The sequence below is a fragment of the Roseivivax sp. CAU 1761 genome, from assembly GCF_054482755.1.
Genome location: NZ_JBTLRM010000017.1, coordinates 72,050 through 82,287, shown reverse-complemented (window position 1 = coordinate 82,287; position 10,238 = coordinate 72,050). Strand labels below are relative to the sequence as shown.

Below are 10,238 nucleotides of genomic sequence, written 5' to 3'. Positions count from 1 at the left end.
CCGCGGCTGCAGGGCCTCGGCCTCGGCCAGCAGCCGGGCCTGGAAGTCCGGCGTCGGCGCCGGCGGGGCGGCGCGGGCCGCGGCGAAGAACGCCTCGAGATCCGCGGCGTCGCGGCGCTCACGATCCGTCGTCGTCATGTCCCAACTCCTCGCGCCGCCCGAGCAGCAGCGTCTCCAGCATCCTCTTGCCGCGGGCCGTCAGACTCTCCACGGCGCGCGGGCCGATGTCCATGATCCGGGCGATCTCGGCATTGCCGAGACCGTCGATATGGCGCAGCACCACCGCCTGGCGCTGCCGCGGCGGCAGCTCCGCCAGCGCCGCCTCGAGCGCCGCGGCGCGGTCGGCGCGCCCGATCCGGGCCTCCGCCGAGAGCCCGGGATCGGCGATCTCGGGCGCCGCTTCGAGCCCCGCGCCGTGGCGCCGCCGCCGCCGCTGCCGGTCGATGCAGAGATTGGCGGTCACCCGGTAGAGCCAGGTCGACACCCTCGCCTCGCCGCGGCGCCAGTCCGGCGCCAGCCGCCAGAGCCGCAGCAGCGCCTCCTGGGTGACGTCCTCGGCCTCGGCGCGGTCGCCCAGCAGCCGCGCGGCATGGGCGTAGACCCGCGGCGCCAGCCGCGCCACCAGGCGGCGCGCTGCCTGCGGGTCGCCGGCGGCGTAGGCGGCCAGCAGATCCTCGTCGGCGGGCTCGGTCATCGGGCTGTCGCGTGGCACTGCATTCCGTCTCGGCGCCGGGAGGGGGGCGGCGGCGGGGCCGGGCGCGCCGGGCGCCGGCCCCGCCGGGGGTCATTGCGGTGCGGCCTCGGGGCGCGGGGCGCGGGCGCCGCGCAGCTCCTCGGCGCTGAGCGCGCCGTCGCCGTCGCTGTCCAGCCGCTCGAACAGCGCGCCGCGGTCGCGCGGCGCCTGGATCTCGGCGAGGCTGAGCGTGCCGTTGCCGTCGCTGTCGAGCCGCTCGATATGGCGGGCGATGCGGGCGGCGCGGCGCGCCTCCCGCCGGGTCTCGGCCGCCGCCGCCATCTCCGCGGCGGTGAGCTCGCCGTCGCCGTCGGCATCGGCGGCGGCAAAGCGCGCGGCCGCCGGGTCGGCGAATTCCTCGGCGCTCACCGTGCCGTCGCCGTTGGCATCGAGCCGTTCGAGGCTCATCGCGGGTCCGCCGCGCGGTCCGTGCCGGGCGTCGCCGCCGCGGCCGTCATGCGCCTGCGCGCCCATGGCGGCGAGCACGAGGGCGAGCGCCACGGCGCCGGTGCTGAAGGTCTTGAGGGTCATGAAACCGTATCCTTGGGTGGGGGTCGATCGGATCAGACCGGGCGCGGCCGCCGCCCGATCTGTACCCGATGACACGGCGCGGGGCGGGACTTCCGTCGGCCGGCCCGATCACGAGGCCGTGAGGTCCGGCGCCGGGCCGCACGCAGCACCACGCGACGTGGCACCACTCAGGAGGCGCGGTGTCGCGCCACGGAGCGCCACGGAGCGCCACGAAGCGCGGCGCGGTGTCGCGCCGTGCCGCCGCGACGACGCTTTGCGACATCCCGCCGCAAGGACAGGCTGTCACCTTTTCGCCGGAAGCGCCCGGCGCCATCTCTGGGAGCGCAGACGAAAGGATGTATTCCGATGACCGAAGAGCACGTTCCGCCGGAGGACCGCGAGTTCTGGCCGGCCCTGCGCCACGGCTGGCGTCGGCGCTGTCCCAATTGCGGCACCGGGCCGATGCTCGCGGGCTATCTCAAGGTGCGCGACACCTGCCCAGTCTGCCGGGAAGCGCTGCATCATCACCGCGCCGATGACGGCCCGGCCTATCTGACGATCCTGATCGTCGGGCACCTGATGGCGCCGCTGCTGCTGCTGGCCTTCGAGATCTGGCGCCCGGCGCCGCTGACCCTGTTCACCGTCTTCGCGCTTGGCTGCATGGCGCTGACCCTCTACCTTCTGCCGCGGTTGAAGGGCGCCATCGTCGCCTTTCAGTGGGCGCGCGGCATGCACGGCTTCGGCCACGGCTGACGCCCGGAGGGGCGGGCGCGGGACCCGAGGGCAGAGAGCGGGAGCGGAACGATGGGCGAGGGGGCGAAGGCCGCGGCAGCGGCCGGCGAGGACAAGCAGCGGGTGCGCCACGCCGCCACGGTGATCGTGCTGCGCGACCGCGACACACGGCCGCGGGTGCTGATGGGGCAGCGCGGCGCCGCCGCCGCCTTCATGCCCAACAAGGTGGTGTTTCCCGGGGGCGCGGTCGATGCCGGCGATGCCGGCGTGCCGCTGGCGGCGCCGATGCCGGCGCTCTGCGCCGCGCGCATCGCCGAGGACGCGCCCGAGGGCATCGTCCACGCCATCGCCGCGGCGGCGATCCGCGAGCTCTTCGAGGAGACCGGGCAGGTGCTGGGCGAACCGGGCGCCTGGCCGGGCGCGGTGCCGGCGGATTGGCGGGATTTCGCGGCGACCGGGCACGTGCCCTCGGCGGCGGCGCTGCAATTCGTGTTCCGGGCGATCACCCCGCCGGGGCGGCCGCGCCGCTTCGACGCGCGGTTCCTGCTGGTCGATGCCGCGGCGCTGGCCTCGGACCCGGACGATTTCTCCGCCGCGTCGGACGAGCTGGCGCATCTGCAATGGGTGCCGCTGGACGAGATCCGCCACCACGACCTGCCCTTCATCACCGAGGTCGTGCTGGCCGAGGTGGCGGCGCGCGCGGCCGATCCCGCGCCGCCCGAATCGGTGCCGTTCTTCCGCAACGACGACGAGCAGAGCCTGTTTCTGCGCCTGCGCGGCCGGCCGATGGCGGCGGGCGGCTGAGCCGCCGCCCGCACGCGGGTCGTCAGACCTCTTTCTTCAGCGCCTCGGCGAGGTCGGTGCGCTCCCAGGAGAAGCCGCCGTCGGATTCCGGGGCGCGGCCGAAATGGCCGTAGGCCGCGGTGCGCTGGTAGATCGGGCGGTTGAGGTCGAGCGTGGTGCGGATGCCGCGCGGCGTCAGGTCCATGACCTTGGGGATCGCCGCCTCGATCGCCGCGGCCTCGACCTCGCCGGTGCCGTGGGTGTCGCAGTAGATCGACAGCGGCTTGGCGACGCCGATGGCATAGGAGAGCTGGATCGTGCAGCGCTCGGCGAGGCCGGCGGCCACCACGTTCTTGGCCAGGTAGCGCGCCGCGTAGGCCGCCGAGCGGTCGACCTTGGAGGGGTCCTTGCCGGAGAAGGCGCCGCCGCCATGCGGGGCCGCGCCGCCATAGGTGTCGACGATGATCTTGCGCCCGGTGAGGCCGGCATCGCCGTCCGGGCCGCCGATCACGAAGACGCCCGTCGGGTTGACCCACCATTCTGTCTTGCCGTTGATCCAGTCGGCCGGCAGCACCTCGCGGATATAGGGCTCGACGATCTCGCGGATGTCGTCGGAGGACTGGCTTTCGTCGGCGTGCTGGGTCGACAGCACGATCTGGGTGACGCCCACCGGCTTGCCGTTCTCGTAGCGCAGCGTCACCTGGGTCTTGGCGTCGGGGCGCAGGCTCGGCTCGCGGCCCGACTTGCGCGCCTCCGAGAGCTTCAGCAGGATCTGGTGCGCGAACTGGATCGGCGCCGGCATCAGGGCGTCGGTCTCGTTGGTGGCGTAGCCGAACATGATGCCCTGGTCGCCGGCGCCCTCGTCGCCGCGCTCGCCGGTCACGCCCTGGGCGATATGCGCCGACTGCTCGTGCAGCAGGTTGGTGATCTCGCAGGTGGCGTGGTGGAACTTGTCCTGCTCGTAGCCGATGTCCCGGATGCAGGCGCGCGCGATCTCGGGGATGCGGCCCATATATTCGGTCAGCTTGTCCTGATCGGTCAGGCCGATTTCGCCGCCGATCACCACGCGGTTGGTCGTCGCGAAGGTTTCGCAGGCCACGCGGGCCAGCGGATCCTCGGCCAGGAGGGCGTCGAGTACGGCATCGGAAATGCGGTCGCAGACCTTATCCGGGTGCCCCTCGGAAACGGATTCCGAGGTGAAGTAATAGTTCTGTCGCGACATTGGGGAAGTGCTCCATTAGGTGTCCCCGTCACGCCAGGAAGCCGTTGTGACGGGCAGTTTGTGTGCTCAAGGCGTAGGCTCAGCCCCCAGCCGCGTCAATGTCTAACTGCGCGGCGCCGGAGCAGCGTCATCGCAAACGCGGCAATGATGATCACGAGCGCCGGCCAGTCGCCGCTGCGGCTGTAAAGCGTGGGCGGCAGCGGCGGCGGCAGCGCCCGGTCGAGATGGCCGTGCTGACCCAGCTCCAGCGCCCCGGTGACGCGCCCGGCGCCGTCGATCACCGCCGAGACGCCGGTATTGGCGGCGCGCAGCAGCGGCAGGCCCTGCTCGATGGCGCGCATCCTGGCCTGGGCGAGGTGCTGGTAGGGGCCGGACCAGGTGCCGAACCAGGCGTCGTTGGTGAGCTGCAGCAGCAGCGCCGGGCGCGACGGGGCGCCGCCGACATCCTGCGGGAACACCGCCTCGTAGCAGATCAGCGGCAGCGCCGTGCCGAGCGGCCCGAGATCGAGGAGCCGGGGGCCGGGGCCGGGGCTGTAGCCGCCGGCAGCGCGCGCCGCGAGGCCCGAGACGTTGATCTGCCGGAACAGCCAGGCGGCCGGCATGTATTCCCCGAACGGCACCAGGTGGTGCTTGTCGTAGAGCGCCGCGATCTCCGCGCCGGGGGCGAGAAGCAGCGCCGAATTGTACCAGCGCCCTTCTTCCTCGCGCTGGATGCCGAGCACCACGGGGGTGCCGGCGGCGGCCTCGTCGATGACCGCGAGCGCCTCCTCGGCGTTGTGCAGGAGCATCGGCACCGCGGTTTCCGGCCAGACCACGAGGTCGGGCCGGGGCGCCGCGGCGGTGGCGTCGATCTGGCGCCAGAAGAACGTGGCGGCGTTCTCGCGCCGCCATTTCTCGTCCTGCGGCGCGTTGGGCTGGACCAGCCGCACCACCGGGCGCCCCTCGGGGTCGAAGGGGGCCGGCCGAAGCGCCAGCCCGCCGCCCCAGAGCAGCGCGAACAGCGCCAGCGCCGCCGCGGCGGGGCGCGCCCCGCGGTCGGGGATGGCGGCGGCCAGCGCGGCCAGGGCGAAGGTGGCAAGGGTCAGGCCGTGCGGGCCGATCACAGAGGCCCATTGCGCGGCCGGGGTCGGCGTCCAGACATAGCCCGCCAGGCCCCAGGGAAAGCCGGTCAGCAGGTAGGCCCGGGCGAGCTCGGCCAGCGCCCAGAGCGGCACCAGCGCCACCGGGCGGCCGAGCCGGAGCGTCGCCCAGGCCGGCAGGCCCCAGAGCAGCGCCAGCCCGCCGGAAAGCCCGGCCAGGGCGAAGGGCGCCATCCAGCCGGTCACCGCGGCGTCGATCAGGAAGGGCTCGACGATCCAGGCCATCGACAGGCCGAAATAGCCCAGCCCGAAAAGCCAGGCCGCCGCGAAGGCGGCGCGCGGCGTGGCGCTGCGCGGGATCAGCCAGACGGCCGCGACGAGCCCGGCGAGGGCCAGCGGCCAGAGGTCGAAGGGCGCCTGGCCCAGCGCGAAGGCGAGGCCCGCCGCCAGCGGGGCCGCGATCCGCAGAACCGGCCGCACGGCGCGGCCGGCGAAGGCCGTGTCAGCCATGCCCCGCCTCGGAGCGCGCCACCCGCAGGGTCGCGGCGCTGGCGCTGCCCGGCGCCCCGGGCGGGCGCACCCGCAGCCGCTTGACGCGGCGCGGATCGGCGTCGACGACCTCGAATTCCAGCCCCGCCGGGTGCGGCACGACCTCGCCGCGGGCCGGCACGTGGCCCGCGAGCATGAAGACCAGCCCGCCCAGCGTGTCGATCTCCTCGGGATCGATGTCCTCGCCTTCGGTCAGGTCCATGCCGATCGCGGCCTGGAACTCCTCCAGCGGGGTCTTCGCCAGCGCCAGGTAGCAGCCGGTCTTCTCGAGGGTGAAGTTTTTGGCCTCGTCGATGTCGTGCTCGTCCTCGATCTCACCGATCACCTGCTCGATCAGGTCCTCGATGGTCACCAGCCCGTCGACGCCGCCATATTCGTCGATCACCAGCGCCATGTGGCGGCGCTCGGTCTGCATCTTGGTCAGCAGCACCCCGATGGGCATCGAGGGCGGCACGAAGAGCAGCGGCCGCAGCAGCGGCGTCAGGTCGAAATCGGGCTCGTGCCCGTTGAAGCCGTGGCTCAGCGCGAAATCCTTCAGGTGCACCATGCCGACCGGCGTGTCGAGCGTGCCGGAATAGACCGGCAGGCGGGTCAGGCCGCTGTCGCGGAAGACCTGCACCAGCTCGTCGCGGCCGATGCTGTCAGGCACCGCGACGATGTCGGCCTTGGGAACCGACACGTCGTCGACCCGCATGTGGCGCAGATTGGCGAGCCCGACCGAGGCCGGGGCGCGGTCGGCGTCGCGTGCGCCGTCCTCCTCGCCGTCATCGTCTTCGCCGGTGGTTCCGAAAGCGCCGAGAAAGCGGCGGAAGAAGCCGCCCTCGTCGCTGTCCTGGTTCATCCATTGCGCGCTTTGCGCCGCATTAGACGAGTCGTCGCTGTCACCCATCGTGTCCTGTCTCAGGCGGTCTCTGTCTCGGATCGGCCGGGCCTTCGCCCGTCAAGTCCCTCTCATATGGGTTCGGGATGCCGAGTTCTTCAAGTATGGCGCACTCAAGTGCCTCCATCAATGCGGCATCCCGGTCCTCGACATGATCGTAGCCCAGAAGGTGCAGGGTTCCATGCACCACCAAATGGGTCAGGTGGTCGGCCAGCGGTTTTCCGCTCTCCGCCGCCTCGCGCGCGCAGGTCTCCCAGGCCAGCGCCATGTCGCCCAGGCCCAGCGGCTCGCCCGGGCAGTCGGGATCCTCGTCGGGCGGCGGCTCGGGCCGGGCCCCGGGGGCCTCGGCGGCGAGGTCCCAGGCCGGCCAGCTCAGCACGTTGGTGGGCGAAGGCTTGCCGCGGAACTCGCCGTTCAGCGTGGCGATGCGGGCATCGTCGCAGGCCAGCACCGCGATCTCGTAGCGCCCGGGCGCGAGGCCCAGATGCACCAGCGCGGCGCCGGCGGCGCGCTCCGCCAGGGCGGCGAGATCCGCGGCCTGCCAGCGGGCATCCTCGAGGATGGTTTCGGTCAGCATCGCCGCGACCCGCCAAGGGGCGTCATGTCAGGCGCGGGCGCCGGGCGCGCGGGTTCCCGCGTCGCGGTCATAGGCGTCGATGATCGCCGCCACCAACGGGTGGCGCACCACGTCCTTGGCGGTGAAATAGGTGAAGCCGATGCGCTCCACCGCCTTCAGGATGCGCTCGGCATCGTGCAGGCCCGAGGTCACGCCGCGCGGCAGGTCGACCTGGCTGCGGTCGCCGGTGATCACCATGCGCGAGCCCTCGCCGAGGCGGGTCAGGAACATCTTCATCTGCATCGAGGTGGCGTTCTGCGCCTCGTCGAGCACCACGAAGGCGTTCGACAGGGTGCGGCCGCGCATGAAGGCCAGGGGCGCGATCTCGACGGTCTTCTCCTCCATCATCCGCGCCAGCTGCTTGCCGGGCAGAAAGTCGTTCAGCGCGTCGTAGAGCGGCTGCATGTAGGGATCGATCTTCTCCTTCATGTCGCCGGGCAGGAAGCCCAACCGCTCGCCGGCCTCGACCGCCGGGCGCGACAGGATGATCTTGTCGACCTGGCCCTGGATGAAGAGGTTCACGCCGACCGCCACGGCAAGGTAGGTCTTGCCGGTGCCGGCGGGGCCGATGCCGAAGGCCAGCTCGTTCTCGTAGAGCGAGCGGACATAGGATTTCTGCGCCTCGGTGCGCGGCTCGACCAGCTTTTTGCGGGTCTTGATCTCGATCCGGCCGCCCTGGCCGAACATGTCGAGCTGGTCGCCGTCCTCGTCGTCGGGGGCCATGCGGAATTCGCGGTCGATGTCGCCGCGGCCCACCGAGCGGCCCTGTTCGAGCCGGGCATAGAGGGCGCGCAGCACCTCGCCGGCCTCGCGCAGCGGCTCGGGCTCGCCATGGATCGCCAGCACGTTGCCGCGGCGCAGGATCTGCACTCCGAGACGCGCTTCGATATCGGCGAGGTTGCGGTCGAACTCGCCGCAGAGCTCGATCAGCAGCCGGTTGTCGGGAAATTCGAGAACGGCTTCGCTCAGGGTGCCTGTGGTCACGCATGTCTCCGCGCAAGGGGTGCCGGTGCAGAGTGGCAATCCCGGGGCCGGGAGGCAAGCGGTCGCATGCCCGGATCCGGGGCCGGGCGGGGCGTCGCCGGCCATGTGCCGCCGCCGCGGGCGCAGGGGTGGGACGGCGCGCGGCTCACCCGGCGGCGCGGCCCGGCTTGAAGGGCGCCATGCCGGCCCGGGCCAGGGCGTCGGCGCGCTCGTTCTCGGGATGGCCGGCATGGCCCTTGATCCATTGCCAGCGCACCTCGTGGCGCTTCTGCGCCTCGTCGAGGCGGCGCCACAGCTCGGCGTTCTTGACCGGCTTCTTGGCGGCGGTCTTCCAGCCGTTCTTCTTCCAGGAATGGATCCAGGCGGTGACGCCGTTCTTCACGTAGGCGGAATCGGTCACCACGGTGATCGAGGAGGGGCGGGCCAGCGATTCCAGCGCCGTGATCGCGGCTAGGAGCTCCATGCGGTTGTTGGTGGTGGCCGCCTCGCCGCCCTGGAGTTCGCGTTCCTTGACGACGGTGTCGCCGTCCATGGCGCGCAGCAGGACGCCCCAGCCGCCGGGGCCGGGATTGCCGGAGCAGGCTCCGTCGGTGAAGGCGATGAGTTCGGTCATGGCCGGCGTGTGGCGGGCCGGGCGCCCGGCGTCAAGGCCCCGGCCGGCGCGGCGGCGCTCATCGCAGCAGGTCGGCGGCGAGGCAGGCCGCCACGAAGAAGGTCAGCGACACGCGCAGGCGCAGCCACCAGGCCGGGGCGAGGCCCCAGCGCCAGAACGCCGCGTCGAGGGCCAGCAGCCCGAAATAGCCGGTGATCAGGTTGAGCGCCGCGCTGTAGGGCCCGCCGCCGGTCATGAAGAAGGCCCAGAGCGCCGGCAGCACCGAGAGCGCGTAGCCGGTGGCGGCGCGCGCCCCCTCTGCGCGGCTGGCAAAGCCCCAGAGCACGCCGGACATGAAGGCCAGGATGATGGCGCCGTAATAGAGCTGCACGTAGGGCCCGACGAAGCGCGGCCCCAGCGTCCGGGCGCCCCAATCGGCGAGCCCCGGCAGCAAAAGCGTCGCGGCGCCCCAGGCGAAGGGCAGGGCGCCGGCCCAGGCAAGCGCCAGCGGGGCGCGGGGGATGCGGGTCATGCCGATCGCCTCCGCCCGGTCAGGCCGGCATGCGCAGCACGCGCGGCACCTTGAACTCGACGTTCTCCTCGGCGGTGGTGACCTTCTCCACCCGCACCTCGTAGCGGTCGCGGAACGCATCGACGACTTCGTCGATGAGGATCTCGGGCGCCGAGGCGCCGGCGGTCACCCCGATCGTGCGGATGCCCTCGAGCGCCCGCCAGTCGATGTCGGTGGCGCGCTGGACCAGCTGGGCATAGGGACAGCCGGCGCGCGCCGCGACCTCGACCAGACGCTTGGAATTGGAGGAATTGGGCGCGCCCACCACCAGCAGCGCGTCGCAATCGGGCGCCATCGCCTTGACCGCCTCCTGGCGGTTGGTGGTGGCGTAGCAGATGTCTTCCTTGTGCGGCCCGACGATGGCCGGGAAGCGCGCCTTCAGCGCCGCCACGATCTCGGCCGTGTCGTCGAGCGACAGCGTGGTCTGGGTCACGAAGGCCAGCCGCTCGGGGTCGCGGACCGCGACCCGGGCGACGTCCTCGGGGGTCTCGACCAGCAGCACCTCGCCCTCGGGGAGCTGGCCCATCGTGCCCACCGTCTCGGGGTGGCCGGCATGGCCGATCATGATCATCTGGAGGCCGTTCTCGTGGTGCCGGGCGGCCTCGATATGGACCTTGGAGACCAGCGGGCAGGTGGCGTCGACATAGACCATGTCGCGCGCCTGCGCGGCTTCGGGAACGGATTTCGGCACGCCGTGGGCGGAGAAGATCACCGGCCGGTCCGGCGGGCATTCCTCGAGTTCCTCGACGAAGACCGCGCCCTTGGCGCGCAGCCCGTCGACGACGTAGCGGTTGTGCACGATCTCGTGGCGGACATAGACCGGCGCGCCCCATTTCTCGAGCGCCATCTCGACGATCTTGATGGCCCGGTCGACACCGGCGCAGAAGCCGCGCGGCGCGGCAAGGTAGAGGGTCAGCGGCGGTCGGGTCATGGGCACCTCCAGTCGCGGCCACAGGTAGGCATTCCCGCCGGCCGGGTCCAGCCCCG

The 10,238-nt window shown here is 72.4% G+C and carries 12 protein-coding genes and 1 riboswitch; of the genes, 2 read left to right on the top strand and 10 right to left on the bottom strand.

Annotated elements, in window-relative coordinates; all coding sequences use genetic code 11:
• Nucleotides 1-118: 118 nt before the first annotated feature.
• Together ACXYMW_RS12045 and ACXYMW_RS12040 are read right to left on the bottom strand one after the other, a co-directional pair.
• Nucleotides 119-694, bottom strand: a complete 576-nt coding sequence (locus ACXYMW_RS12045; RefSeq protein ID WP_459035572.1) for an RNA polymerase sigma factor — start codon at nucleotides 692-694, stop codon at nucleotides 119-121.
• Nucleotides 695-784: 90 nt separating this feature from the next.
• Entirely contained in the window at nucleotides 785-1,264 is a 480-nt protein-coding gene (locus ACXYMW_RS12040; protein WP_459035571.1) for an EF-hand domain-containing protein, read from the bottom strand.
• 345 nt (nucleotides 1,265-1,609) lie between these two features.
• Between ACXYMW_RS12040 and ACXYMW_RS12035 the strand changes: the two genes are divergently transcribed.
• Nucleotides 1,610-1,996 carry a DUF983 domain-containing protein gene (locus ACXYMW_RS12035; RefSeq protein ID WP_459035570.1) on the top strand — a complete coding sequence of 129 codons (387 nt, stop codon included), beginning with the start codon at nucleotides 1,610-1,612 and terminating at the stop codon, nucleotides 1,994-1,996.
• Between the two features lie 51 nt (nucleotides 1,997-2,047).
• Nucleotides 2,048-2,779: an NUDIX hydrolase gene (locus ACXYMW_RS12030; RefSeq protein WP_459035569.1), complete on the top strand. Its 732-nt coding sequence runs from the start codon at nucleotides 2,048-2,050 to the stop codon at nucleotides 2,777-2,779.
• 22 nt (nucleotides 2,780-2,801) lie between these two features.
• Here ACXYMW_RS12030 and metK read toward each other — a convergent pair whose 3' ends face one another.
• The 8 genes from metK to ispH form a co-directional block, all read right to left on the bottom strand.
• Nucleotides 2,802-3,980: a methionine adenosyltransferase gene (gene metK / locus ACXYMW_RS12025; protein WP_459035568.1), complete on the bottom strand. Its 1,179-nt coding sequence runs from the start codon at nucleotides 3,978-3,980 to the stop codon at nucleotides 2,802-2,804.
• 8 nt (nucleotides 3,981-3,988) lie between these two features.
• Nucleotides 3,989-4,036: riboswitch (SAM-SAH riboswitch) on the bottom strand.
• Nucleotides 4,037-4,075: 39 nt separating this feature from the next.
• Nucleotides 4,076-5,569 (bottom strand): apolipoprotein N-acyltransferase, encoded by a 1,494-nt coding sequence (gene lnt, locus ACXYMW_RS12020; protein WP_459035567.1) that lies wholly within the window; start codon nucleotides 5,567-5,569, stop codon nucleotides 4,076-4,078.
• Complete coding sequence (locus ACXYMW_RS12015; protein ID WP_459035566.1) at nucleotides 5,562-6,497, bottom strand: hemolysin family protein; 936 nt, start codon at nucleotides 6,495-6,497, stop codon at nucleotides 5,562-5,564. Before ACXYMW_RS12015 ends, lnt begins: the two co-directional genes overlap by 8 nt.
• On the bottom strand, nucleotides 6,490-7,065 hold the full coding sequence (ybeY, locus tag ACXYMW_RS12010) for an rRNA maturation RNase YbeY (protein WP_459035565.1): 576 nt from the start codon (nucleotides 7,063-7,065) through the stop codon (nucleotides 6,490-6,492). The genes ACXYMW_RS12015 and ybeY overlap by 8 nt, the downstream gene beginning before the upstream one ends.
• Before the next feature lie 27 nt (nucleotides 7,066-7,092).
• Nucleotides 7,093-8,088, bottom strand: a complete 996-nt coding sequence (locus ACXYMW_RS12005; protein ID WP_459035564.1) for a PhoH family protein — start codon at nucleotides 8,086-8,088, stop codon at nucleotides 7,093-7,095.
• Nucleotides 8,089-8,233: 145 nt separating this feature from the next.
• Complete coding sequence (gene rnhA, locus ACXYMW_RS12000) at nucleotides 8,234-8,701, bottom strand: ribonuclease HI (protein WP_459035563.1); 468 nt, start codon at nucleotides 8,699-8,701, stop codon at nucleotides 8,234-8,236.
• Between the two features lie 58 nt (nucleotides 8,702-8,759).
• Nucleotides 8,760-9,212 (bottom strand): DUF3429 domain-containing protein, encoded by a 453-nt coding sequence (locus ACXYMW_RS11995; protein WP_459035562.1) that lies wholly within the window; start codon nucleotides 9,210-9,212, stop codon nucleotides 8,760-8,762.
• A gap of 19 nt (nucleotides 9,213-9,231) precedes the next feature.
• The gene (ispH, locus tag ACXYMW_RS11990) at nucleotides 9,232-10,182 is read right to left on the bottom strand and encodes a 4-hydroxy-3-methylbut-2-enyl diphosphate reductase (protein WP_459035561.1); all 951 of its coding nucleotides are present in this window, start codon (nucleotides 10,180-10,182) and stop codon (nucleotides 9,232-9,234) included.
• Nucleotides 10,183-10,238 lie beyond the last annotated feature (56 nt).

Bases quoted from the DNA above. Each gene is read 5' to 3' on its own strand.
- ACXYMW_RS12045 (WP_459035572.1), bottom strand. From the start codon at position 694: ATGACCGAGCCCGCCGACGAGGATCTGCTGGCCGCCTACGCCGCCGGC.
- ACXYMW_RS12040 (WP_459035571.1), bottom strand. From the start codon at position 1,264: ATGACCCTCAAGACCTTCAGCACCGGCGCCGTGGCGCTCGCCCTCGTG.
- ACXYMW_RS12035 (WP_459035570.1), top strand. From the start codon at position 1,610: ATGACCGAAGAGCACGTTCCGCCGGAGGACCGCGAGTTCTGGCCGGCC.
- ACXYMW_RS12030 (WP_459035569.1), top strand. From the start codon at position 2,048: ATGGGCGAGGGGGCGAAGGCCGCGGCAGCGGCCGGCGAGGACAAGCAG.
- metK (WP_459035568.1), bottom strand. From the start codon at position 3,980: ATGTCGCGACAGAACTATTACTTCACCTCGGAATCCGTTTCCGAGGGG.
- lnt (WP_459035567.1), bottom strand. From the start codon at position 5,569: ATGGCTGACACGGCCTTCGCCGGCCGCGCCGTGCGGCCGGTTCTGCGG.
- ACXYMW_RS12015 (WP_459035566.1), bottom strand. From the start codon at position 6,497: ATGGGTGACAGCGACGACTCGTCTAATGCGGCGCAAAGCGCGCAATGG.
- ybeY (WP_459035565.1), bottom strand. From the start codon at position 7,065: ATGCTGACCGAAACCATCCTCGAGGATGCCCGCTGGCAGGCCGCGGAT.
- rnhA (WP_459035563.1), bottom strand. From the start codon at position 8,701: ATGACCGAACTCATCGCCTTCACCGACGGAGCCTGCTCCGGCAATCCC.
- ACXYMW_RS11995 (WP_459035562.1), bottom strand. From the start codon at position 9,212: ATGACCCGCATCCCCCGCGCCCCGCTGGCGCTTGCCTGGGCCGGCGCC.
- ispH (WP_459035561.1), bottom strand. From the start codon at position 10,182: ATGACCCGACCGCCGCTGACCCTCTACCTTGCCGCGCCGCGCGGCTTC.